The organism is Periweissella cryptocerci (assembly GCF_004358325.1).
In the GTDB taxonomy this organism is placed as follows: domain Bacteria; phylum Bacillota; class Bacilli; order Lactobacillales; family Lactobacillaceae; genus Periweissella; species Periweissella cryptocerci.
The window spans coordinates 677,719-704,010 of the sequence record NZ_CP037940.1 but is presented as its reverse complement, the minus strand read 5'-3'; the positions used below and the strand labels follow the sequence as shown (position 1 = coordinate 704,010).

The 26,292-nt window shown below is 40.9% G+C and carries 21 protein-coding genes; 20 read left to right on the top strand and 1 reads right to left on the bottom strand.

Annotation, left to right across the window (positions count from 1 at the left end):
- The first annotated feature begins 13 nt into the window (after positions 1-13).
- From EQG49_RS03295 to EQG49_RS03280, 4 genes are all read left to right on the top strand, one after another.
- Entirely contained in the window at positions 14-1,015 is a 1,002-nt protein-coding gene (locus EQG49_RS03295; RefSeq protein ID WP_133362629.1) for a diacylglycerol kinase, read from the top strand.
- A 168-nt stretch (positions 1,016-1,183) separates the two neighbouring features.
- Positions 1,184-2,554 (top strand): 23S rRNA (uracil(1939)-C(5))-methyltransferase RlmD, encoded by a 1,371-nt coding sequence (gene rlmD / locus EQG49_RS03290; RefSeq protein ID WP_133362628.1) that lies wholly within the window; start codon positions 1,184-1,186, stop codon positions 2,552-2,554.
- A gap of 993 nt (positions 2,555-3,547) precedes the next feature.
- Positions 3,548-4,030 carry a YdeI/OmpD-associated family protein gene (locus EQG49_RS03285; protein WP_133362627.1) on the top strand — a complete coding sequence of 161 codons (483 nt, stop codon included), beginning with the start codon at positions 3,548-3,550 and terminating at the stop codon, positions 4,028-4,030.
- Positions 4,031-4,198: 168 nt separating this feature from the next.
- On the top strand, positions 4,199-6,739 hold the full coding sequence (locus tag EQG49_RS03280; protein ID WP_133362626.1) for a M1 family metallopeptidase: 2,541 nt from the start codon (positions 4,199-4,201) through the stop codon (positions 6,737-6,739).
- A gap of 709 nt (positions 6,740-7,448) precedes the next feature.
- Here the strand turns inward: EQG49_RS03280 and EQG49_RS03275 are convergent.
- Positions 7,449-8,060 carry an NAD(P)H-dependent oxidoreductase gene (locus tag EQG49_RS03275; RefSeq protein WP_133362625.1) on the bottom strand — a complete coding sequence of 204 codons (612 nt, stop codon included), beginning with the start codon at positions 8,058-8,060 and terminating at the stop codon, positions 7,449-7,451.
- 113 nt (positions 8,061-8,173) lie between these two features.
- Here EQG49_RS03275 and EQG49_RS03270 point away from each other — a divergent pair, with 113 nt between their 5' ends.
- From EQG49_RS03270 to EQG49_RS03200, 16 genes are all read left to right on the top strand, one after another.
- The gene (locus EQG49_RS03270; protein ID WP_133362624.1) at positions 8,174-8,611 is read left to right on the top strand and encodes a MarR family winged helix-turn-helix transcriptional regulator; all 438 of its coding nucleotides are present in this window, start codon (positions 8,174-8,176) and stop codon (positions 8,609-8,611) included.
- 145 nt (positions 8,612-8,756) lie between these two features.
- Positions 8,757-9,926: a cysteine desulfurase family protein gene (locus EQG49_RS03265; protein ID WP_133362623.1), complete on the top strand. Its 1,170-nt coding sequence runs from the start codon at positions 8,757-8,759 to the stop codon at positions 9,924-9,926.
- A 70-nt stretch (positions 9,927-9,996) separates the two neighbouring features.
- A complete protein-coding gene (gene thiI / locus EQG49_RS03260; protein ID WP_133362622.1) occupies positions 9,997-11,214 on the top strand; it encodes a tRNA uracil 4-sulfurtransferase ThiI in 1,218 nt (405 codons plus the stop codon).
- A gap of 327 nt (positions 11,215-11,541) precedes the next feature.
- Positions 11,542-12,654, top strand: coding sequence for a tyrosine-type recombinase/integrase (locus tag EQG49_RS03255; RefSeq protein WP_133362621.1), 1,113 nt, complete (start codon positions 11,542-11,544; stop codon positions 12,652-12,654).
- Between the two features lie 176 nt (positions 12,655-12,830).
- Positions 12,831-13,229: a sortase family protein gene (locus EQG49_RS13625; RefSeq protein ID WP_165964750.1), complete on the top strand. Its 399-nt coding sequence runs from the start codon at positions 12,831-12,833 to the stop codon at positions 13,227-13,229.
- A 402-nt stretch (positions 13,230-13,631) separates the two neighbouring features.
- The gene (locus EQG49_RS13620; RefSeq protein WP_165964749.1) at positions 13,632-14,078 is read left to right on the top strand and encodes a hypothetical protein; all 447 of its coding nucleotides are present in this window, start codon (positions 13,632-13,634) and stop codon (positions 14,076-14,078) included.
- Positions 14,079-14,184: 106 nt separating this feature from the next.
- Positions 14,185-14,967: a WxL domain-containing protein gene (locus EQG49_RS03245; protein WP_133362620.1), complete on the top strand. Its 783-nt coding sequence runs from the start codon at positions 14,185-14,187 to the stop codon at positions 14,965-14,967.
- 138 nt (positions 14,968-15,105) lie between these two features.
- Complete coding sequence (locus tag EQG49_RS03240; protein WP_133362619.1) at positions 15,106-17,373, top strand: WxL domain-containing protein; 2,268 nt, start codon at positions 15,106-15,108, stop codon at positions 17,371-17,373.
- Positions 17,374-17,429: 56 nt separating this feature from the next.
- Positions 17,430-18,470, top strand: a complete 1,041-nt coding sequence (locus EQG49_RS03235; protein ID WP_165964748.1) for a WxLIP family cell surface protein — start codon at positions 17,430-17,432, stop codon at positions 18,468-18,470.
- Entirely contained in the window at positions 18,467-19,369 is a 903-nt protein-coding gene (locus tag EQG49_RS03230) for a peptidylprolyl isomerase (protein ID WP_133362617.1), read from the top strand. The genes EQG49_RS03235 and EQG49_RS03230 overlap by 4 nt, the downstream gene beginning before the upstream one ends.
- A gap of 61 nt (positions 19,370-19,430) precedes the next feature.
- On the top strand, positions 19,431-19,625 hold the full coding sequence (locus tag EQG49_RS03225) for a hypothetical protein (RefSeq protein WP_133362616.1): 195 nt from the start codon (positions 19,431-19,433) through the stop codon (positions 19,623-19,625).
- 42 nt (positions 19,626-19,667) lie between these two features.
- Positions 19,668-20,093 carry a hypothetical protein gene (locus EQG49_RS03220; RefSeq protein ID WP_133362615.1) on the top strand — a complete coding sequence of 142 codons (426 nt, stop codon included), beginning with the start codon at positions 19,668-19,670 and terminating at the stop codon, positions 20,091-20,093.
- Positions 20,094-20,348: 255 nt separating this feature from the next.
- Positions 20,349-22,097: a thiamine pyrophosphate-dependent enzyme gene (locus tag EQG49_RS03215; RefSeq protein ID WP_133362614.1), complete on the top strand. Its 1,749-nt coding sequence runs from the start codon at positions 20,349-20,351 to the stop codon at positions 22,095-22,097.
- Between the two features lie 263 nt (positions 22,098-22,360).
- Positions 22,361-23,953: a MucBP domain-containing protein gene (locus EQG49_RS03210; protein WP_133362613.1), complete on the top strand. Its 1,593-nt coding sequence runs from the start codon at positions 22,361-22,363 to the stop codon at positions 23,951-23,953.
- 142 nt (positions 23,954-24,095) lie between these two features.
- Positions 24,096-25,496 (top strand): hypothetical protein, encoded by a 1,401-nt coding sequence (locus EQG49_RS03205; protein WP_133362612.1) that lies wholly within the window; start codon positions 24,096-24,098, stop codon positions 25,494-25,496.
- Positions 25,480-26,292, top strand: a complete 813-nt coding sequence (locus tag EQG49_RS03200) for an NEAT domain-containing protein (protein WP_133362611.1) — start codon at positions 25,480-25,482, stop codon at positions 26,290-26,292. The genes EQG49_RS03205 and EQG49_RS03200 overlap by 17 nt, the downstream gene beginning before the upstream one ends.

Below are 26,292 nucleotides of genomic sequence, written 5' to 3'. Positions count from 1 at the left end.
GAGTTTTGAAAGTATGAAACGTGCTCGAATAATTTATAATCCAACATCTGGTCGCGAACTTGTTAAGCGTCAATTGGTTGACATTTTGCAAGTTTATGAAGAAGCAGGCTATGAAACGAGTGCGTATGCTACGACTCCAGAACCCAATTCAGCACGTGATGAAGCACGCCGGGCTGCGCTAGATGGCTTTGATTTAGTCATTGCAGCTGGTGGTGATGGCACGATTAATGAAGTGCTGAATGGGATTGCTCCACTTGATAAGCGCCCTAAACTGGCCATTATTCCTGCGGGAACAACCAATGACTACGCACGGGCTTTAAGAATTCCGCGGGAAGATCCATTGGAAGCTGCTGAAGTTATCTTGAAACACAAGACGCTGCGGATGGATGTTGGTAAGGCTAATGATACTTATTTTGCTAACATTGCCGCCGGTGGTCTGTTAACGGAATTAACTTATTCAGTACCTTCTAAGTTAAAAACTTTGTACGGCTACTTTGCGTACTTGGCAAAGGGTGCTGAATTGATTCCGCGGATTCGCCCCGTTGATATGCGTATCGAATACGATGATGGTTTCTTTGAAGGGAAAGCATCAATGTTCTTCTTGGCATTGACTAACTCGGTTGGTGGCTTTGAACAAATCGTCCCTGATGCACAACTTGATGACGGTAAGTTTACCTTGCTGATTATCAAGGCGGGTGGTGTGGCTGACTTACTCCAAATTGGTGCCGAAATCCTCAATGGTGGTAAGCACGTGGATGATCATCGCGTTATCTACAAGAAAACCAGCAAGGTGAGCGCTATGCCTTTAACAAATGATCAGCTAATGATTAATTTGGATGGGGAATATGGTGGTGATGCACCAATGAGCTTTGAAAATTTGAAGCAACATATTGAAGTTATCGCGAATGTCGATGATATTCCTGATGAAGCCTTATCTTCACGTGACGAGAAAAAATTACGTGAATACGAAGCCAAGTTCATCGAAGAAGCTGATAAGTTGCACGACAAGAAATAATATATTACTATACGACTGGTTCCTTAATTGGGAGCAGTTGTTTTCCAGAAATCATTCCATATTTTATGTGGAATGTGGATTCGCTAAAGTTACATGGTATATCCCGACTGGAAATCACGCATTCGCAGTAAAAACTACGAATCACGCAGATATGCAGAAAGAAGATTTATGAGCAAGAAATACGCACCAGTAAAAAAGAACGACCAGTTTGAAGCCGATATTATCGACTTAACTTACCAAGGTATGGGTGTGGCTAAGATTGAAGACTTCCCAGTTTTCGTAGCCAATGCTATTCCTGGTGAAAAAGTCCGCGTTGGGGTAACTAAGGTTGCTAGTTCATACGCGTTCGGTCGTGTGGTTAAGTTATTGCAAGAATCTCCAGATCGTAACAACGATATTGATAATACGGTTATCACTACTGGGATTGCACCACTTGCTAACTTGAAGTACCCAGCTCAATTGAAGTACAAGCAAACACAAATCGAACAATTATTGAAGAAGCAACACATTGATGCAACAGTTGCTGAAACGCTTGGTATGGAAAACCCAGTTGGTTACCGTAACAAGGCGCAAGTTCCTGTTCGCGAAATCAAGGGTCAACTTGAAACTGGTTTCTACCGTCGTAACTCACACAACTTAGTGCCAATTGAAGATTACTTCATTCAAGATCCAGAAATCGACAAGGCCTTGGTTGTTATTCGTGATATTTTACGTAAGTATCACTTGTCAGCTTATGATGAAAATGAACACCGTGGTGTATTGCGGACAGTCATGGTTCGTCGTGGATACTACTCACACGAAATGATGGTTGTGTTGGTTACACGTTCTAAGAAGTTGCCAATGGATACAGTTGTTGTTGATGAAATCCGTAAGGCGTTGCCAGAAGTTAAGTCAATTGTGCAAAACGTTAACCCAGATAAGACAAATGTCATCATGGGTGAAACTAACAATGTTCTCTGGGGTAACAAAGTTATCTTTGATACATTGCTTGGTTTGAAGTTTGCTATCGGACCTAACTCATTCTATCAAGTTAACCCACAAACAACGGAAAAGCTTTATACTTTGGCCGCTGAAAAGGCTGACTTGAAGGGTGACGAAATCGTTATTGATGCCTACTCTGGTATCGGTACTATTTCATTGACGATTGCTAAGCACGTTAAGCAAGTTTATGGGGTCGAAATTGTCCCTGGTGCCGTTGACGATGCGAAGCGTAATGCCGACATGAATGGTATCAAGAACACTAAATTCGTGCTTGGTAAGGCTGAAGAACAAATGGTTAAGTGGGCTGCAGAAGGCTTGAAACCGGATGTTATCTTCGTTGATCCTCCACGTAAGGGTTTGACACCTGAATTGATTGAAGCAGCTACAACGATGCAACCTAAGAAGATTGTGTACGTAAGTTGTAACCCAGCAACGTTAGCCCGTGACTTGGATGAATTCATCCTTGCCGGCTACCACATTGATGGTCCCGTTCAACCAGTTGACCAATTCCCACAAACAACGCACATTGAATCAATCACTGTGTTGGTTAAAGATTAATCAATAAATATGAGAAGCAAATTGCCGGTTTGGTAGTTTGCTTTTTTTATTCAATTCTGGCTGACGTGGGATTTATAAAATGTGATGAGATGTATGATGCCACTGCGTGCCTGAAAATCACATTGTGCACCGAGATGGAAGCACATGCCCAAGCCACGTGCTTATGCCTGAGATACGGCAACGCAAAACATTCCAGCAGTTTGTTTTCAACAAACAACTGAATCTAGTCAAAACCCGATTAGATTAGCCTTCCAGGCTGAATGTCTGTCTTGGGCAATTCGGGATAGCTGGCAGTCTAATGGCTAAAGCCAAAAGACTGCTCACATTTGTAGCTACGCTGGACAAATAAGGCCCGGTCGGCTCTACCCCTCAGCGACAAACCCGACACGTGGTGTCAAGTTCATCCCATCACGGTGTAAAGCCTGCCGGCCACAAAGTGATTTTCAGTCACTCCGCTAGATAAGCGTGGAATTATTGATTACCACTAAACTTGAAGCCACAAGGATTACGGCATATTACTAGTCAGACTGCTTGCTCAAACTAACGAAGAGACTGGTTCCAGACATGTAGTGGGAATCAATCTGAGACACATATCCAAATTCCATGCCGGAAAAATGTTAGCCATTAAAACCAACTTAGCCACTGAAATAATGCGCAAGTTTGCTTGAAAAGTAATTCAGTGGTTGTTCAGAATTTATAATGTGGAAAATAGAACTAATCAAAATTGGTTGGTGAAATCGATATGTTATTGATATAGCAAGTCGATTTTTCTTGGTCAGCCGTGTTTTCATCACGGTAAATTGTCTGTGATTGAAATATTATTTTTCGGCAATTCGTTGGGGTAATGATTTTGTGACGTGCTCAAACTAGTGCATAAGTTATATTTTGTGATGTGTGAGTACCCTTAAACAAAAGTACAGAAATGAGAATCTCACGTCAGACGGAATAGAGTATAATTAATCAAGATTAATTGATGAAATTGGAGTTAGTTGGATGGACGAGTTTACAGGTGAATTGAAAATTATCGGTGTAAATCCTTATTTGGAAGTGCCCGTCGAAATTTTGGAAAATATCTTTACTGATGCGGGAACTAAGAGTGGACCGATTCCAGTCAAAGGACGATTAGGAGAGCGTGAATATTTACAGACATTAGTGAAGTATGCTGGTGAGTGGCGCTTTTACGTGAATACCACCATGCTGAAAAAATCACCGGAACATGTCGGTGAAATACTCACTGTAACGATTGGTTTTGATGATGTGCCACGGATTGTGGAGATGCGACCAGAATTGCAACGTGCGCTCGCAGAAAATCCAGCGGCTAAGGCAGTTTTGGACAACTTAGCACCATCGAAGCAGAAAGAAATTATTCGGTATATTGCTAATTTGAAAACGAAAGCTAGTGTTGAGCGGAATGTGTCTAAAGCAATTGCATTTTTACTCGGCAACGGGCGGTTTGTTGGGCGTGATAAACCTTAGAGAAATTTGAATATGTAGTAATGACGAGCATTGGCAAAATTATGAATCTTGCTAATGCTCGTTTTCGGTATGTAAATAAGATAAGTTTCAAGTATAATGAGATTACGATTAATAATAAAACATCTTGGGGAAACACGTGTGTGTCCTTGATATGATGAGGGAGCTGACATGGCAGAAGAATTTACACATTTTATTACCACGTTTGTACCAGAACATTATGCAATTGAACTGGATATTAACCGGGCGACGAAGACGTTTGGTGGGCATACCACGATTACCGGTGAAGCATTGCAAACAACTGTGCTGATTCACCAACGGGGTTTGAAAATCGGGAGTGTTTTGGTAAACGGACAGCCGGCAAAATATCACGTGGATAACACAATTGATGGGATAGTGATTGAAGTACCGACGACAGGTATTGTCACGTTCGATATAGATTACACGGCTACGTTGACAGATACGTTGATGGGAATTTATCCTTCATATTACGAGGTCGATGGTATTAAAAAGCAAGTTGTGCTTACGCAATTTGAATCAAGTGCTGCGCGTGAAGCATTCCCAAGTGTCGATGAACCTGAGGCAAAAGCAATTTTTGATATTGCCATCAAATTCGATGAACAACCGGGTGAAACAATTCTCGGCAACATGCCCGAAATAGACGTGATTGATGGTTATCACCGTTTCGCTACAACGGTGCGGATGTCGACTTATTTGATTGCGTTTGGCTTTGGGGAATTGCAAGGTAAGACTATAACAACGACATCTGGTGTGCAAGTCGGCGTATTTGCAACAAAAGCCCATGCACCAGCAGAGTTAGATTTTAGTTTAGACATTGCTAAGCGTTCAATTGAATTTTTTGAAGAATATTACCAAACCCCATATCCATTGCCACATTCATGGCAACTTGCTGTACCAGATTTTTCATTTGGTGCGATGGAAAACTGGGGCTTAGTAATTTATCGGGAATCAGCTTTATTACTAGATCCAGCGAATAGCTCGTTAGATACTAAGCACCGTGTTGCGACGGTGGTTGCGCACGAATTGGCACACCAATGGTTTGGTGATTTAGTGACAATGAAGTGGTGGGATGATTTGTGGTTGAACGAAAGCTTCGCCAACATGATGGAGTATGTCGCAATTGATAGTCTCCAACCAGATTGGAATATTTGGGAATCTTTCCAAATGGGTGAAGTACCAATGTCCCTTGCGCGTGATGCGACTGACGGTGTGCAATCAGTCCACGTGGAAGTTAAGCACCCCGATGAAGTGAACACGTTGTTTGATAGTGCGATTGTTTATGCCAAAGGTGCGCGGATGCTGGTGATGGCACGTGCGATGATTGGCGATGCCGCACTGCGGACTGGATTGAAGGCATATTTTGCCAAGCACAAATACGGTAACACGATTGGTGAGGATTTGTGGACGGAACTATCGGCTGCCTCGGGGCAAGATGTAAACGCTGTGATGCAGACGTACCTTGAGCAACCTGGTTATCCAGTGGTTGATGTTCAAGTTGAAGAGGGGCAATTAGTCCTTACACAACAGCAGTTCTTCATTGGTGCGCACAAGGATAGCAACCGACAATGGCAAATCCCCTTGAATGGTAACTATGTGGACGCTGCGGGTATTATGACGACCCAAAAATTAGTGGTTGGGGACTATGCAAAACTACGCAAAGCGGCCGGTGAACCATTCCGTTTGAATATTGGCAATAATTCACATTTTATCGTTAATTATGCTGACGACTTATTAGCTGATATTATTGAACATGCTGACGACCTTGATGACATTTCTAAATTACAACTTTTGGCCGATATGCGTTTACTTGCGGAAGGTCAACAAAGCTCATATGCCAAAATTGTGCCATTATTAAAGCGCTTTGCTGATAGTGAATCAATCTTAGTTCAGCAAGCAATTACGACAATTATTGGTAACTTAAAGAAGTTCGTGGAACCTGAATCAAGTGCTGAAAAACGATTACAAAAGCTAACTGGTGAACTTAGTGCAGGGCAAGTTACCCGACTTGGTTGGACAGCCAAAGCAGATGATACTAACGATGACACGCGGGTCCGGCCATTAGTATTAGGGGCCGCTTTGTATGCTGAAAATGAAGTTGCCGTGCAAAAATCCCACAACTTATTCGCCGCTAATCGTGAGAATTTGGTCAGCTTGCCAGCACATGCTCGGGCGTTGATTTTACGAAATGAAATTGTAAATTATGGTAGTTTTGAACTATTTGAACAGTTACTTGATATATACAAACATGCAACAGATCCGAGCTTTAAAACTGATTTAAGTATCGCGATTCCGTATATTAGTGATAACCAAGCAATCGAAAAAATTGTCGCGTTATTCCAAGATAATTCGGTCGTGAAACCACAAGATTTACCAACTTGGTATAATGCATTGTTGGGCAATGCCAAAGGCCAACAAGCGGCTTGGGACTGGGCACGTAAAGAGTGGGATTGGATTGATGAAAAACTTGGTGGCAGTATGAACTATACGGCTTTCGTTAAGTTACCAGCCAATGCTTTCCGCACTAAAGCTCGGTTGACAGAATTCAAGGCGTTCTTTGCGCCTAAACTCGCACAACCTAATTTAACGCGTGAAATTACAATGGGAACTGAAGTGATTGCTAGTCGCGTTGAATTGATTGCAAATCAAGCAGTTGAAGTTAACGCGGCGATTGCCAAAGCGATAACTGAGTAATTTAGGCTCTATTCCGTCTGACGTGGGATTTAAAAAATGTGATTAGAAGTATGATGCCACTGCGTGCCTGAAAAACACATTGTGCACCGAAATGGAAGCACATGCCCAAGCCAAAGGGCGGTCTTGGGCAATTCGGGATAGCTGGCAGTCTAATGGCTAAAGCCAAAAGACTGCTCACATTTGTAGCTACGCTGGACAAATAAGGCCCGGTCGGCTCTACCCTCAGCGACAAACCTGACACATGGTGTCACGTCCCATTTCGGTGTAAAGCCTGTCGGCCACAAAGTGATTTTCAGTCACTCCGCTAGATAAGCGTTGAACTATTGATTACCGCTAAATTTGCAGCGACAAGGATTACGGAATATTACTAGTCAGAATGCCTACGAAAACTAACGAAGAGGCTGGAACCAGGCTGGACTTTAGCTCGCACCGTGATGGCATAATCAGTAACGGGTTTGGTTACTGATTATGGATTTGTGAAGATGGTTACCGCGTTAGCGAACCAAGCTTCGCAAACATTTGAAGACCGCACTGTGGCTTCAAATGCTTGTCTTCCATCATGGTGTCCAGACTGGTTCCAGCCTCGCAGTGGGAATCGATCTGAGACACATATCCAAATTCCACGCTAGAAAAATTTTAGCCGTAATTTATATTATTAAAAATGCTTGTAAATACCTTATTGAGAAGGCCGTTTACAAGCATTTTTGTGTTATTTTAACTTTGCAATTAGTTTGTTGAGGGCCACCTGACGTTTCTTATCCGGAGCGTCGCCGTCAACTGCGTGCCACTTCAAACGACCTTTGAAGCCCATTTTTTTGAAGAGTCCCTTTAAAAGGGCGTTTGAGAGGGCATTTTTATAAAGTAACGTGTAGATAATCTTGGGGGTACCTTGCACACTAATTAGGTGCACTGCTTTTAAGTTGGTTAAACGATTACTATGGTTGCGGTTTTGGCTAGCATCGCCGAGCAGGAAGCGTTTTGTGAATACGCGGTCGATAAAGCCCTTCGTCATCGCCGGCATTAGTTCCCACCACATTGGCATAATGAAGAAAATTTCGTCAGCCTGAGTAATGCGTTGTTGATAGTCTTGAATTTGTGGATTGCTTTCCGCACGCGTACGCCAGTTTTGTAATTCTGCTTTCGACACGACGGGATTGAAGTGGTCAGCGTGTAAATCAATCAAGTCAACGTGATTGCCAAGTGACTCTTCGCGGAGGAATAGCTCGTGGTACACCTTGGCACTCCAGCTACGATTGTGGGGAATATCGTCATAGGAATCAGCGGTGTAGGGGTGGTCAAAAATAACTAAGATATTTTTCATGATTAATCGTCCTTTTTAGTTTTTATATAAGTGTTTAGTTCGAGTACCGTTCAATGCATTATATGTGCAACTTGCACTTAATATCATAAAGCGAACATGGTATAATTGCAAGCATGGAGAATGAAATATTTGAATCATTATTTAAAATTGTAAATTTTTTGAATGATCCCCGAAATGATGAGCAATTATTGAGAAAGGCCGGCTTGAAAAATGATCAGAATTTATTACCGATTATTGTTCGAGTGGGGATGCAGCCAAAAATAAATGTTGGGCAATTAGCTGATCAGTTGGGTAAAACGCACTCATCAACTAGTCGCCAAATTGATAAATTTGTAGCGCAAGGCTTAATTAACGCAAAGTATAACGAGACGGATAAAAGAATTCGTGAAGTTGAATTATCAGCTGAAGGCCAGCGGGTGGTTGCGTTGATTAATAATGCGCGTAGCACGATGATGCAACAGGTTTTGAATGAGTTTAGTCCAGCTGAAATGATTGAAATCGACGGTGTTTTAAAGAAAATTGCGCAAATGATGGCGCATGTCCATGACTAACAAGTTACTTACTGATAGGTAAGTGTTTCATTAACATAACAATCGCGGCGAAACACTTCACAAACCAACGTTTTTCGCTTATTATTAGTGAGTATATTGTTTATTTTTATAATCGTACGGAATCTACAAAGGAAAGAGGATGCAGATGATTTATTTTGATAACTCTGCGACGACACAAGCTGATCCAACAGCTGTCGAAACATATTCAAAGGTTTCAGCAAACATCTGGGGTAACCCAAGCTCGCTTCACAATTTTGGTGAACAAGCGTTTAATTTGTTGGAACAATCACGCAAGCAAATTGCTGATTTATTGGGAGTGTCATTGAGTGAAATTCTTTTCACCTCTGGTGGTACTGAAGGTGATAACTGGGTTATCAAGGGAACTGCGATTGAAAAGCGGGCCTTTGGGAAGCACTTGATTACGAGTCAAGTGGAACACCCAGCGGTTCAAAACTCGATGGAACAGCTGGAACAACTTGGCTTTGAGGTGACTTATTTGCCAGTTGATAGCGAAGGCCGTGTTTCAGCGGCTGATGTCAAAGCCGCAATTCGTCCTGATACCATCCTAGTTTCAATTATGGGCGTGAATAATGAAATTGGTGCTATTCAACCAATCGATGAAATCGGTGATGTGTTGATGGATTACCCAAAGATTCATTTTCACGTGGACGCGGTTCAAACCGTTGGGAAAGGATTGCATGATTTGGTATTCCACCCACGAGTTGATTTTGCGACGTTCTCTGGGCACAAATTCCATGCACCTCGCGGAATTGGATTTATGTATATGAAGCGTGGCAAGCGCATCGCTCCATTGATGACCGGTGGTGGCCAAGAACGTAACTTGCGTTCAGGGACAGAAAACTTACCCGCAATTGCTGCGATGGCCAAGGCGTTACGTTTAGTTCTTGATGACGAAGCGGATAAGGTTGAACGTGAACGCTCAATTCGTCAAGCAATCATGGACCACATTAAGGATTTGCCAAACGTGACTTTGTTCTCACAAGCCAATGACCACTTTGCGCCCCACATTTTGACATTCTCATTAGACGGTGTCCGTGGTGAAACAATTGTCCATGCTTTTGAAGAACACGGAATCTACATTTCAACGACTTCAGCCTGTTCAAGTAAAAAAGAACAAGCTTCAAGTACTTTGATGGCCATGCACACGCCTGAACACTTAGCAACTTCTGCCGTGCGAGTATCACTCGACGCCTCAAACACAATGGCGCAAGCTGAAGAATTTATTAAAGTGTTCGACGTTTTGTATGATGGATTTCAAAAAGTTTTCGCTAAGAACTTAGCCGACGCAAGATAAGATGAAATTTTTCGTGAGAAGGCAGGTAGTTTGAGTCGCTCTTACGACGTTAAAAGAAAAAGGAGCTTTCATGCAATACACTGAAATTATGGTGCGTTACGGTGAACTTTCTACAAAGGGTAAGAACATCAAAGACTTTATCAACCGCTTAGGTGGTAACACTGTTAAAGCTTTGCACGATTTCCCAGATGTACAAATTTATGCTAAACGTGACCGGATGCATATCGAATTGAATGGTACGGATCCAGAACCTGTCCTCGCGCGTGTGAAGATGATTTTTGGTATCCAAACATTCTCCCCTGTTGTTCGTGTTGACCAAGATATTGATGCCGTTTATGCAACAGCTATCGAAATGATCAAGGAACAATTTAAGCCTGGGATGACATTCAAGGTACAAACAAAGCGTTCAGATAAAAATTTCCCAATGGACACGAATGCCATTAACCGCGAAGTTGGTGGGATGGTCTTAGATGCCATTCCTGGTTTGGAAGTTGACGTTAAGAATCCTGACATCGAACTCTTAGTTGATGTGCGTTTGAACGGAATTTTCTTGTCATCACTCACAATCAAGGGTGCTGGTGGCTTCCCAGTTGGGACTGCCGGTAAGGGGATGATGATGCTTTCTGGTGGGATTGATTCGCCAGTCGCAGCCTATCTCGGTATGAAGCGCGGAGTTGACATGGAAATGGTGCACTTCTTTAGCCCTCCATATACAACCCAACAAGCACTTGCTAAAGCTAAGCAACTCACTGAAGTGCTCTCACAATCTGTTGGGGCAATTAAGTTTATCTCAATTCCATTCACGGAAATCCAAGAAACTATCAAGGAAACAGTTCCAGAAGGTTACTTGATGACGGTACAACGTCGGATGATGTTACGTTTGACATGTGCAATGGCTTTGAAGCGTGGCGGTATGGCGATTTTCAATGGTGAAGCTTTGGGTCAAGTTGCTTCACAAACAATGGAATCAATGATGGCGATTAATGATGTGACAACCATGCCAATCATCCGCCCAGTTGTTTCGATGGACAAAACTGAAATTATTGAAATCGCTAAGAATATCGATACTTATGCACTTTCAATTTTACCATTTGAAGACTGTTGTACAATTTTTGCGCCACCATCACCAAAGACGCGTCCTGATCTTGAAAAGGCACGCAAGTATGAACAATTACTTGATATTGATGGTTTGATGGAACGTGCCCTTGATGGTGTCGAAATTGATACTGTCCGTCCAGGTACGGATTACATGCACCCACAACAAGCAGTATTTGCTGAATTACTTTAATAAATATTAGCAAGTTACGTACAAAATTAAAGCCCCAGTTACGGATTAAAATCTGTAACTGGGGCTTTTTAAGGTAAGCGATAATTTTATTTTTCGCCCCCGAACACACGTTTGCTTATTGGGCTTGAATTAAGTATAATTGATATACACTCGGAAGGATTTTGGATAGTGGTAAGGCGTAGAGTGGAACGATTAGTACGCAATAAGTGGTAAATAGTTAATTAATTATTGCAATGAGTTGCAAAAAAATGTATTCTGGAGTTGTTTTTGGGAAGCAACTCCAAGATTGAAGTTATCATTATTCAATTTAGAATTGGGGGTGCATGAATGACTTTGTACAGAAAAAATAGCGATGGAAATTCATCATGGGAATTTTTGGAACTGGTTCTCGCCGATGAAAAAAGTGCCAAATATCAACGTCGCTGGCATCGAGGTTATTCTACGCGAGCAAAGGCTGTCACAGCAAGTAAACAGTACAGCGATGATATCAGAATACCACTCGAACAAGTAACCGTATTTTCGGATTTAGTTCAGCTATGGTTCGATAAATACGAAGCGGGAGTGAAAGGTAGTACTGCTCTACGGACACGAACGATTATTGAGAATCATTTGCTGCAATCGGCAATGTTAGGTGATTTATTAGTGACAGAGATAACGGTCGCAACAGTTCAAAATGTCGTGGACGTGCTCGCACAAAAACTACAAAAGCATAATCGTTGCGTATATTATCTTGCTGAAATTTTTAAGTTTGCAGTGCAAAATGGAATCATCGAGAGTAATCCAGTCCTAAACATTTCGATTCCACGTGAACAAAAAGTTCAGGCAAGCAAGGCTCAATATTGGGAACGTGAACAAATTGTCGAATTTTTAGGAATTGTATCACGTGAATATATTGGCAGAAATCATAAAATATATATTTTTTTCAGATTATTAATATTTACTGGAATGCGAAAAGGCGAACTTATGGCATTACGTTGGAGTGATATTGATTTTGATCGTCAAGAGGTAAAAATCAGTAAAACAGTATCACGCGATAGTAGTGGCATCCAGGTAATTACGAGTCCTAAAACGGAAAAAGCGAATCGTATTGTTGTTTTAGATCGTGAAACGTGTAGAATCTTGCGAGAATATCGTAAAGTAATTAAGCCAAGAGTGAATGATTTAATCGTGCCTAATACTGAGGGTAAGCCACTATGTATGACTAAAGGCGATAAGTGGTTGAAACATATTATCGCGAAATATGGCTTAATTCCGATGACAATGCATGGATTTAGACACACATTTGCCAGCTTAGCCAAAGACGCCGGCCTAGATGAATTACAAGTTCAATATCAATTAGGGCACGTCGATGTCAAAACAACGTTACAATACTACGTTCATTTGACTAACCGTTCCAAACGTGAAGGCATAAAAAAATTCAGCCATTATATCAATAGCTGAATTTGTCAGTATTTAATTTTTCAGATGATTTTAATCTTTTAGTTAGCTAAAGGGTTCGGGTTTATATAACCCGAACCCCTAAACATTCAAAATTAATTAATAAAAAAATTAATCTTTTTATAATAAGTAAAGCAGTATATAGCAAATAGTGTTCGGCGTATTTCATAATTTTATTTGTGCGTATTCAATTTATTATTATTTATATTGGTAAAAATGGAGTTGTGTATACAGTTTGCCAACGATTCAATTTCCAATCAATAATAATAGCTTTGATTATGAAAGTACATGACTACGATTTACATTCATTTTATCAACAAAGCTTTCAAAGAGTTCATAAACTGGGACGAATCATCATTCCAAAGTACAATGTAAATATTCCAATCGTCTACGGAATCGATAATTCATCGCTTCTTGTTGGCGCCAACTTTGAAGCTGATGAAAAAATGGGTGCGGAAATTTTGCATTACTGGTCACAATGTTCACGATGGAAAAACACTATTTGCGCGTTAGAAAAAGCAAAAAAAGTGCCAAAGTTTATGTTACTAACAACAAACTTTGTACACCTATCGAATTGATCACATTCAAACTATTAATCCAATGAATACGTCATTACAGATCAATTCACAAAACCAGTATTAATTTTTATGTAAATGACGACAACGAATTTATTACGCGGAACACTTATTTATAAAACATAATAATATCCAAGCGATAATACAAACTATATAAAAACGAATTATAACTTTTGTCTTGTTTTACTTTTTATAATGTTTAATTTTTTGAAATGTGTTTGAAAGGAGTTCGGGTTATATAAACCCGAACTCCTAAAAATACGCGAATTTCAATGAAAATTATGTTCAATGCCTTGAAATAAGGCATTATCACTAAACTGTCTAGAAAACATGGATTATTAGACGGTTTTGGAGTTGTTGGTTTTGGGTCATTTTTTCGCAAATATGGATGAAGGGGGTAATTAATTGAAACTGTTAACAAAGGTGGTTTCGGTAACATTATTGCTAGTTATGATTGGTAGCTTGGGTATTGGAATGACAACACATGCGAGTGCAGCCACAACAAAACTGTATGCAACAAAAGGGGTTATTGAATGGGTGTATGGACCAGATCAAAACGGCCCAGTTGCCTATCCACCAATGCCAGGAAATAATGGCGGTGACATTAGTCACACGGCAGGTACTAATGGGCCGGTGGGTCACAAAATATCATCTGGGTCGAACGGAACATTACCGACTAACGGGATTATTTCCGCAAATCAGCACCAAAATTCAGTGTTGCCACAAACTGGGATGGTAGTAGATTCATTGCAACGTAGCATCCAAGTTTTGGGATTAGGCCTTTTGCTAAGTGCTTTTTTGATAATTTTATATCGGAAAAACATTCACCATCGAGGCGTCGTAGTTCAGTAACACTAGATGTGGTATCGATATCAAGCGATAGCACAGTAGCATTTCAAGTAGTTCAGTAAAAATATTGTATTGGGATATACAAAACATATTTCGGGAGAAAATAAACATGAAAATTACTAAATTAGTAGCATCATCACTTTTAGCAACCGTTATTTTGGGCGCAGTTCCAGTTATTGCAAACGCAGATGACTCTGCCGCATATTCAACAACTGGTCAAGTAGCATTCGTTCCAAGTACTTCTACAACACCAACTACGCCAGTTAATCCAACTGATCCAGACACACCAGTTGTCCCAGTGGATCCAACTAATCCAGATACCCCAGTGACACCAGGTACGTCTGGACCTTTGTCAATTGATTACATTTCAAATTTTGATTTTGGTTCACAACAAATCACCACAGCTACCAAGACGTACGAAGCGACCGCACAATCATTTACTGATGCTAAACAAGCAGCTGCCCCATTGTATGCCCAAGTAACTGATAACCGGGGTTCTGACGCTGGGTGGAATTTGAGTGCCAAGGTATCTAAGTTTACAAGTGGTGCAAACGAATTGACTGGTGCGCAAATCAGTTTAGCTAATTCTGCTGCTGTGAAGGCAACAACAAATAATGCCGTTGCACCAACTGTTTCAAACGTTACCTTGGATCCTGCCAATGCAGCCACAGTTGCCTCAGCAGCTAAAGGTGCCGGTGCCGGTACATGGGTAGATAGTTTTGGTTCTAATAGTGATTTGGGATCTGCTACTGATACAGCCACTGATGGTACTACTAGTTCACGAGATACTGATAAGGCCGTTACGCTTGAAGTGCCTAATGGTGGTAACGCCAAGGCACAAAAGTATACCGCAACAATTGATTGGACTTTAGCAGATACACCAGCTAACTAATTAATTTGTGGGTTAATATTTGTCACTCAATTCATTTTTGAATTGGGTGGAGATGAGCGTTCTAAACAAGATAATTGGAGCGTTGATCTCTGGCCAATTTATTAATGCGAGAATTAAACGTATGGAAAGGGAAAGCAAATGGGTAGATATAAGCATAGTTATTGGAAAAAGCGGGTGGCAATCAGTGGAGCTGCATTACTGATGATTGCTAGTGTAGGCGTGATACCTGAATCGTTAATCAAGATGAATGTATCTCCCACTGTTGTGCACGCCGATACGAATACTGATGTAACTACGGTTTCAGATTTTGATAATACCCACACTTATACAAGTGCGAATTCAAAAGTTGGTGATTTGTTTAAAAGTAGCGGTTCGGCGAAAACACCGACAATTAGTGGTAATGTATTGACCGCCTCATTGACGTCTAGAAGCAGCACAGGTGAAGTTGGTGCGGTAGGATTCACTAATCAAATTAATTTTGGGCAAGATTTTAAAATAACGGGACAAATTGGTTTCTCTGATACAACAGGTGACGGAATTTCAGTCGTCTTTGCGCCAGTAAACCCAAACAAAATCGCATCGGGTGTCGCCGGTGCGGGGCTTGGACTCTGGGGATTACCGAACGCATTCGGACTAGTCTATGACATGTACGCCAATAATGGTGATACCCACTATATTGGTACTAATAACTTCAACATGGGGGATTTTAATAATAAAGATGCTAAAAATGCTGATACCATCACATCGTATATAAGTGCGGGACCGTTCACTGATGGTATGAGTGCAGTTCCTGGTAATAATCAAAGTGTGAAAGCGAATTCTGGTTCACCAGTGGGTGCTACTGAACAGGTTATTAATTGGCGATTCACTGATGGGAGCGGTAAATTAATTGCGGTTGATGGCGCGAATAAGAACGATAAATTGGATAATAATCCAGGTAATCAAGTTGCGTCGATTAACTCTAGCCTAACAAGCGGTTACGAAAACATCACAATTTCGTATTCAGCAAGTACGGGAAAATTAACCATTTCAATTCCTGATAATGCTAAAAAATTACCAGTTATCGGGACATTACTGAACCAAACGTATGGCTCGAACACCGATGCAAAAACGTGGACAATGACAATTCCGGCGTCGATGCAGAATCAAGGTTATGCGATGGGGGTTGTGGCATCAGATTCAAGTAACTCAGATAATAATTTTAACTTCAAACTAAATGATTACAGTATGCCAGTTAAAACCGCTAACGTAACGTTTGATGGTAAAGCAAACGCGTCAGTTGCTAATCCTAGTGATTTTAATTTTACGAAATCAACGGGCGCAATCGCAAATGTAGGGGACGTAATCACGGTAATCCCGGATGCAAGTTATCTGGCCGATGCTCAAAAATTAGCTAATTTCGACCCGGATTATGTCTATATTGCGCCGAAAGTTAAGGGCTATGCAATGACGGCACCACAACAATTTACGGTCGGCCAAAATGATAGCGATAATAATTTCGTCCTCGATTACAGCAAAGCTGGGTCAATGACAGTCCATTATCAGATTAAAGGTCAAGCAGCAGGATCATATATTGACGATGTGGTAGTTAAAAATGGGAGTAACACAACTAGTGGACTATCCAGTAAAAGTTATTCGATTGAGACACCACTATTACCGGGATATACTGCTGACAAAACGGTGGTTACTGGGGCTTTTGATGGTAGCGATGAAACAACAGTAGTCACGTATACACCAGTCACGGTTAGCCCGCTAGACCCAAGCAATCCGAATGTCAGTCAGCCGGTTAAGCCGGTTGATACAGTGACTGGCAACGCCGCCGCTAATCCAACTAGTGGATCATTAACATTAGACTATGCACCATCGTTTAATTTTGGCACGCAAACGATTAGTACTGGTGCACAAAAATACTATGCGACATCACAGAAATACAGTGATGGTACAAAAAATTCGGTACCATATGTTCAAGTGTCAGATCGTCGCCCTGATAAATCAGGTTGGAAGCTGAATGCAATGATTTCTAATTTCAAAGACAGTGATGGGGATGTCCTGCCAATCACGTCATTAGATTATCAAAATGGAGCGCTTAAGGTAGCGACTGATAATTCATTACCAACACCGAATGTCGTTGGTAATGGAATGAGTAGTTCATTTACTACAAATGAACTAGTGCCAAATGTGGCAACTACGATAATTTCGGCACCAGAGAACGAAGGCCATGGCACATTTCTTGGTAATTTTGGTTCAGCTAATGACTTGGCAACTATTACTGGTGAAGCCGGTGCTAAAACTAGTCGTGAAGTAGATAAAGACGTTGCATTGAATGTTGTAAATGGGCAAAATGCAAAATCAACAGCGTATCAAGCATCAATTACGTGGACGCTAAGTGATACACCTAGTAATTAATTTCAGCCACCGCTTGTTGGTGGCGTACATAATAACCAAGAATGGGGAGAATGAATATGTCAAAACTAACAAAAATTTTATTGGCCATTGCAGCAACAATTGCGATGTTTATTGGGGCGACGACGATTGGCCATGCCAGTGCACTTCCATTTTCAGTTAATCCTATCCTACCTAAGAATCAGGTGAATAGTCTGCACACATATTTTGACTTGAAAGTTAAGCCAGGATCGACACAAACATTGAAAGTTGTCCTGGTTAACGAGACCAAAAAAGCTGTTCAGGTCAAACCGATTATTAATGCGGCTAAAACTAACGTGAACGGGGTCGTTGATTACACTGCTCCAAGCTTGAAACTTGACGGTTCGGCGCCAGCTGACATGGCCAATATTTTAAAAACGACTCGGTCTGTAAAAATACCAGCAAAATCCAAGACTACCGTCACGTTTAAACTGCAAGTACCGCAAAAAAAATTTAAGGGCGTGCTTGCTGGTGGAATTACATTCAAACCGGTTGAAGGCAAGCAAACCAATGCTGCCAAAGGAATGTCAATTATTAACCGGTATGCATATGTCGTCGGGATTGTGCTCCGTGAAAGTAATCAACCAGTCAAACCAGTGATGAAGTTAACTAAGGTGCAGCCAGCACAAATTAATTATCGAAATGTAATTAGTAGTGCCTTAGTCAATAAAACAGCAACGTATTTGAATCAAGTCAAAGTCATTACTAAAGTTACAAAGCAAGGTAATCAGAAAGTGCTCTATTCGGCCAAGAAAGCGGGCATGCAGATTGCACCTAATTCTCAATTTAATTTCCCAACGCAATTAAATGGTAAAGATCTGGTCGCCGGTAAATACAGAATGGATTTGAAATTGATATCCGGCCTGAGCACTTGGCATTTTAAACGTGATTTTACTATTAACGGAGCCAAGGCCCGGGCGCTAAATCGAAAAGATGTCACAATCAAGCATAACTACACATGGTGGTTTATTGTAGCGGGAGTTGTATTACTACTACTAGTTATTTTCTTCATTTATTTACGAATGAAGAAAAAAGAAAAAGAATTGCGGGCCATCATTGCAGAACAAGGGGATAAATGATGATCAAAGAACAAATTAATAAGGTAGTGCCCGTACTAATAGTCATTGTCAGCATTGTTAGTGTTACTTGGATAATCGCTCAGAAAATGGCGGATCCAACATTAGTTACAACTAAATACGGTAAAATCTCACAAGCTGATTATTATCAAAAAATCAAAACAATGCCGGAAGCCAAAAACATATTAAGACAGGCCACGCTTGACCAAATTTTAGCGGCAAAATATGGTGATAAAGTTACCAACACAATGGTTAAGGGGAGCTATCAGACTAGTCGCGCAATGTATAGCGTGTCAGATTGGAGCAAAGCACTGAAACAAAGTGGGTATACTCCAGACACATATAAAGCACAAATCAAAAAGAATTTAATTGCCCGTGAAGCAATTAAAGCGAACGTTAAAATTACGAAAGCTGATTTACAGCAACAGTTCAAACAATACTATCCAAACGTGACGGTTGCTGACATTATGGTTGGAAATAAGGTAACTGCGCTCAAAGTTATTCAAGAATTAAAAGCTGGCAAGTCTTTTGAGAAAATACTGGCAACGCAGTCATTAGATACAACGACTAACGGCAATCAAGGTATTATGCCGGCGTTTAATTCAACATCAATTAATGTTGATCCAGCAATTAAAAAGGTGGCCTTTACTTTAGCGAATAATCAGATTAGTCCCGAACCCATTAAGGGGAGTAATGGATATTATGTCATCAAAATGCTCAAGAATCCTGGCAAAGGTTCTGTTGCTAAATATAAGGACATTTTGACCACACAAATTATTAATGATTATATGGCAGGGACTAACGGACGCTCTGCGCTGTCGATTTATCAGCGGTTATACAAGCAAAGTAACGTTGATGTTAGGGATAAAACGTTAGCTGCCGTTGGAAAATTTGCACAGTAACAGCATTAATATACTGATAGTGGGCGTAAACCTGTAGTGAGTTTAAAGGGGGCTTGATAAAATGGATGAGTTTACGAAAACAACAATCATCGGGTGGGTATTGTTGGTCGTAACACTGTGTAGTTGGTATTTAATGCATCGGTATTTGAAACGCCAAGATCAACAAACCAAAAATACCAATACGCACGGGTTATTAAGTGCTGAGAATCGAAAATTAATATTGAAATGGTGCATTGAAAAAGTGAAATTAGGCTAAATAGTTAATATTGACAAGTTAAAAATTTAGAAAGCGTGAAATATGAAAACATCTAAATTATATGTAGCTGTGAAGCAGGAAAAATTGATGGGATTTGACGGCAATGAAGCTGACATTGTCATTTTGGTGGATAATCCCGAAGCAAGTGGGAACTTTATTCGTTGTGGGCAGATGGCACTCTATAAAGATAACAACCATATTAAAAAGGCTGTTATATATGATGGTGTGGATGTGAATTGGGCGCGAAGCGACGACTTTTACCACAGAGATATTTTTGTTTTTACTAATGAAATTGCTAATACGGCAGAGCTGGCAATTTTAGCAGTTCAAGGCGGAAAATTAATGAATTCAGAACGTGTGAACATCAATATAGCAAAGCTAATTGCTGAAATCCGGCAAGATCAAGCAATGATAATGCGTAAACAGGCAGTGATTTATCAGAATATGGCACATTTTTTGAGTAAGTAGCACAGGTGGTGGCGTAGAAAAATTACTTTGGGAAGCGAATATTCAACGAGTGAGAAAAATAAAGGCATCGCTGTGGGATTGGCAGCGGTGTTTTTTAGTGCTTAGATGATGTGCATATTTAAATAAGGTAATGTTTTTAAGCATTCACAGCAAAAAATAAAAAGTTTCATCCATTTCGCTTCCATTTAGTAAGCGAAAGAGTTAAGATGTTCTTTGTAGAAAAATACTTTTAAAAAGTAAGAGGAATATTAAATAATGGCAAAATTAATGGCTGGCCAAGCTTTGGCACAAGTATTAGTAAATTGGGATATCGATCACATCTATGGTATTCCCGCCGATTCAATCAACAATACAGTCGAAGGGTTCTGGCGCGAACGTGAAAACTTGAAGTATATTCAAGTACGGCACGAAGAAGCTGGTGCATTGGCTGCGGCAGCTGATGCTAAGCTAACTGGTAAGATTGGGGCGGTCTTTGGTTCTGCTGGACCTGGTGCAACGCACTTGTTGAACGGTTTGTACGATGCCAAGATGGACCGCGTTCCATTGCTTGCAATTGTTGGTCAAACATCAACTGAATTGATGAACACTAACTATTTCCAAGAATTGAATGAAGACCCTATTTTTGCCGATGTGGCACTTTATCACAAGACAATCACTAACGCTGCTCAAATTCCTTACGTGATTGACCAAGCAATTCGGGCAGCTTACGAAGGTAAAGGGGTAGCCGTTGTTATCGTGCCTGATAATTTGAGCGCCCAAGAAATTGAATATACGCCGGCTAAGACTGCGGCTAAACACATTTACGATGAAAAGCTCACCGTTAATGCTGATAGCGTTGCTGAATTCAACAAGTTGGTAGCTGATGCCAAGCGCCCAGTATTGTGGATTGGTAAGGGCTTGATGAGTGCCCGCAAGGAAGTTATCGAATTTAGTGAAAAGTTCAGTATTCCAGTTGTGAATACTGTGCCTGCCGTGGGTATCATTCCTGATGATCACCCATCTGCAATGGGCGCGCGTGGTCGTTTGGGAACTAAGCCAGCATTTGAAGTTACTCAAGATGCTGACTTGATTATCCTTGCTGGTACTAACTACCCATTTAGCCGTTACTTGCCAGGTGATAAGACGCTTATTCAAATCAACAACAACATGGCTGACTTGGGCAAGCAATCAGATATTGATTACGCTTTCTTAGCCGATGCTCAACTATTTTTGCGTGCAGCTATTGCTGCTGGTGATAAGGTTGAAACGACTAACTGGTTGAAGGCTGCTCAAGCTGATATGGTTAACTGGAACACTTGGATGGATGCAATTGCTGATGACGAATCAAAGGGCTTGTCTGCTGAAGCAGTGCTCCGCGAAATGCGCAACCACGCAGGTGACGATGATGTCTTCACGCTTGATGTTGGTAACAACACTGCTTGGGGTGTCCGTGCTGCTAAGATGAACGCCAACCAAAAGTTGAGCTTGTCTGAATGGTTCGCTACGATGGGTTACAGCTTGCCAGCCGGAATTGCGGCTAAGTTGAGCTTCCCTGATAGCCAAGTTTGGTCAGTTTCCGGTGATGGTGGATTTGCAATGAACATGCAAGACTTGCTCACTGAAGTTAAGTACAGCTTGCCAGTTGTCAATATCGTACTTGAAAACAAGCAACTTGGTTTCATTTTGCACGAAAAGATTGCCTTGGGTCAAGAACCTTACGGAATCGATTTGATTGGTGCTGACTGGGCAAAGTACGCTGAATCAATGGGCGCACTTGGCTTCACGGTCACTTCAATCGCCGAAGCTAAGGATGTCTTCAATAAGGTTGCCGAACTTCAAGCTAACGGTAACACCAAGCCAGTTGTAATCGACGCTAAGATTAAGGATGAAAATCCAATCGACGTCGCATTTGTACCAGTTGATCCAGCGAAGTTTGACGCTGAAACAATTGCTAACTACAAGGCCGAATACAATGTCTTTGGCCAGCCAGCATTGAGCGAAATCCTTGCTGATTTGGAAAAGTAATATCAATTAATGAACGTCTAGCAACTGAAAATGTTGTTAGACGTTTTTTGTCGTTATGTTTAACATCGCGTCAAATTCACCGAAAATCCATAATTGTGAATTTTATCTGAAAATCCTGTGAAAAAACATGCTATTAATAGAATGAATTTACAATTCGTGAGAAAATGAACATATTGGGCACAGTATGTTGAAATTCATGCATCTAATTGCTAGATGTGGGATGCAAAATTTACACAAATAAATTATTGAGGGCGGTAGATAGCGTGAAAACACAGAAAATTATTAGTAAAGTACTATTGAGTGCAATGCTCGCAGGGGCATTTGTTGGTGCGCCATTGCAAAATGGGCGTATTTTGGGACAAGAAACGGCAGCGAGTGCTGCAACGAAAGACATCAAAGTTACCGATGGGGCTAAATTAACAGATGGAACTTACTTTGTATCGTTTTCAAATTACAAAAATGGTACAGATGATCCTTCAGCTTCAATGAACAAATATTTAATTTCACCGGCTAAAATTGAGATTAACGGACAAAGCACAAAAGTTACGATGTTGATGACTGATGATGCTAACAAGCTACTAACGCATTATACAATGGGCGAAACTAAGGAAACGCAAATTGAAGGCGTAAAAACGGCCGTGGGTTTTGAAATTACAATTCCAACTACATTGTTATCAAAGCGAATTGTGACATCAATGACTTACGAAATGAAACCAGGAACCACACATACACCGTTTGCCGATTTACAATTTGATAAATTTGCAACGTACTCAATGGCATTCTTAAAAGGTGTCAGTGGCGACGAACAATCAATGGCCTCATCATTTTTCGATAAAGGTGCTTTAGTGACACCCGCAACTGAAGGGGGCTACAATGTCAGTTTGACTACTGATATTGATAAAGGCTGGTTCGTGGATGATGAACCAATTAAGTTGGATATTCCAGGTGTTCCAGTGACATCAACTTTGAATGCTGATGGTCAACAAGTTTTAACTTGGCATGCTGATTCAATGGCTGATTTGTTAAAACTGCAACAAATGAAGATGACGATTAATATTGATTTTGGATCACCATACCACGAAACATATGATGTGCGGTTGGGTATGGATTACGCAAACGTGAACGTCATGATTAAAGGTACGGATGCCGATAAGACAGACAAATTGGTATACCCAAATGGCAAAATGATTACGGCACCAACCTACGCCCATTACAAGTTACAAGGAAATTCAACTTATACAGTTGCGGGATCTGGTGACGTTACATTCACTTATGTCCCAAACAATTACAAGCTAACCGTGAAGTATGTTGATGAGAAGGGGAAGACAATCAAGTCAGCGACAACTAGTACCCAACAATACAAGACAACGAAGAAGGTTTCTGCCCCAAGTATTAAGGGTTACGCAAAGCCAACTACAAGCAATACGGTAACGTTTGATGGTAATAAGACCGTGACGTTTGCTTACAAAGCCAAGTCATACAAGTTAACGGTTAAGCACGTTGATAAGAAGACGGGCAAAGTAATCAAAACTGAAAAGTTGACGAAAAAATTTGGTACTAAGGTTAACTTGGGCAAGAAGAATTTGAAGGGTTACAAGAAAACCACTAAGTCATACACGGTTACGGGTAAGCAGACGATTACCATCAAGTATGCGGCGAAGAAGTACAAAAAGGTCACCGTCAAATACGTTAATCAAAAGGGCAAGCAAATTGCTAAGAGCAAGAAAGTTACGGTAGCTAAGAACACCAAGGAAACTTTCAAGCCTAAGAAGATTAAAAAGTATAAGACACCTAAGAAAAAGGTTGTGACAATCAAGAATCACAAAACAATCATTTTCACATATAAGCACAAGTGATATTCGTGAAAAGGTGGCTGCACTAGTGGCCCCTTTTTGTGCATAGCAATAATGCAATAAAAATTGTTTTGAGGAGTTAGTTTTTAACGGCAGGCATAATTATGGGGGATTGGGCGTAACGAAATTATGAGGAGGGCGCAACATGCAAAAATGGCATAAATATTTATTAGTTATTTTGACGATTTTGTTTAGTGTGTTACTCGGGGTGTTCAATAGCGTAAAACACGGTGAGGCAGCAACCGATGAAAACCAATTAGTTGTCCTAAAAGAACGGGCAAGTTGTGCGACGGCGAATCCAGATGATGTTAATAATTTGGAAAATGTGTCCTATGCTAATCGGTACTACAAACCTAATGTGCAAATATATGGAACCGAAAAAACTGGCTATGATGTGGTAGTGACAACCGATACGCACGAAATTGTTGATCAACAACCGATTAAACTAGCTAGTGGGAACACCCACGCCGAGCGGATGCTTAGTGTAGAAGATGCTACTATGAGCTACACATTGCATGTTGCTAAGTGGAGTGAACTCAACCAACCAATTGTGGAGATGATTAAGGTTGATATTAGCCAACTTTATGGGAAAAACGGGTCAAAATTGCCGTTTGAATATCACCATGAATATGAAGTTCGCTTAGTAATTAATAATCCCAAAGTCACTGGCAAAGAAGCTCCGTTCACAGATACAACGGCACCCGTAACACCTTCAGTACCAGAATTAGTTGAAACAAAACCAACTGAAAAGGTGCCAACGAAGCCCAATAAAACTAAAACCGCAACGTTACAGGTTTTACATGCAACTAAAAATGAACTTTCGGTCGCCGATGAATACTATCAATCAGCAGTGGCCATTAAGCCGGCTAAAAGGGGTTATGAAGTAACTATCAAGACAAAAACGCCTAAGATGATGGGCAAACAACCAATTCGCTTAACAAAAAATAATAAACATGGTGAACGCATTATTAGTAATCAACAACATGGCAAGTTTAATGTGATGACCTACACGTTGAAAGTAAAGTCGCTAAATGCGTTAAAAAAGCCGCTTACAGAAGAAATTCACGTTAAATTTAATGCACCAATTATCTATAATGAGGTTTACACAATTCGTTTAGCGGTGGATGCCAAGCACTATAAAACAGTAGTATCATCGACTGTTAAGCAGCCCAAAACTGTTAAGTCAACGGCAATCGACAAATCAACTAACTTACCAAAGACAAGTTCGGTGATAGTGTCACAATCATCTTCTGAACAGAACCCTGCGTCAGTGGCAGTTACCGCAAAAAAAGAAAAACAAAGCAAATCGGGGAAATTAGCAAAGAATGTTAAGGCAAAAGCCAACGTTGCTGTCAGCCCGCAGTCACAAACAACGCAGACTGCGACACCAATAGTGGTAAAACCATATCAGATTATTGTGAAAGAACAAGGGAGCCCCATGATTGTTGCGGCCGTGGTGTTGTTAACGACACTCGTAACGTACTTAGTAACGGTATTTGGTATTAACAAATTGATTAAGGAGGGGCGTAATGATGCAACGAATTAAATGGCAATTGGGGCTCGCAATCACGACCTGTATTTTAGCTGCACTAACGGTATTGAGTTGTGTATCAGCAAATACGGCTGTGCAATATCAAGTATTAAAAGACGGTACGCAGGATGCATCATATGCGAGTGCGTATTTTGTCCAACCGGCTCACGTGAACGTCGTTGGGGATAAATACCAAGTCACAATGTTAATTAAAACGGAACCAGACCTTGGCAAGTATCCAGTTAAGATGCAAAGTGTTGGTGGTCAAAAAGTTTCAGCGGTGAAACGGTACCGCCAAAATAAAAGTTATATTTATCAATTTAGTTACCACACTAAAGATGTAAATCAACCGGTTGCGGCTAATATTAGAATTGACGCAAAGCCGATTAACTATCACCACACGTACAAAATCGGGCTAGTGTTGGCTGCTGATAATGTTGCACCGTTTGTGGAGTCAACGAAAGGGCAGACCGATTCAGTGAAAAAATCTAGGACTGCTGCATCACACGTAACACAAAAAGCTACCCCTAGTAAAAAAACGACAAAGAGTAGCAAATCGGCTTCTGTACAAGTCGCTAGAGCAGGTGATAAAGCAAATGATGTTCCAGTCAACGCAACGCAAGTAAGTTCAAGCAGTTCAAGCAGTTCAAGCAGTGTAAGTGGAACCCTAGGTGATTTGTCGAACCAAGATCAACCACAAGTAATTACACAACAGGTCAGCTACTGGCCATATGTCGCCATTGGAGTTGCGGCAGGTGGTGTGTTGGGTGGAGCGACGGTTTGGTTGCTGAATCGACGGAAAAAGGGGTGA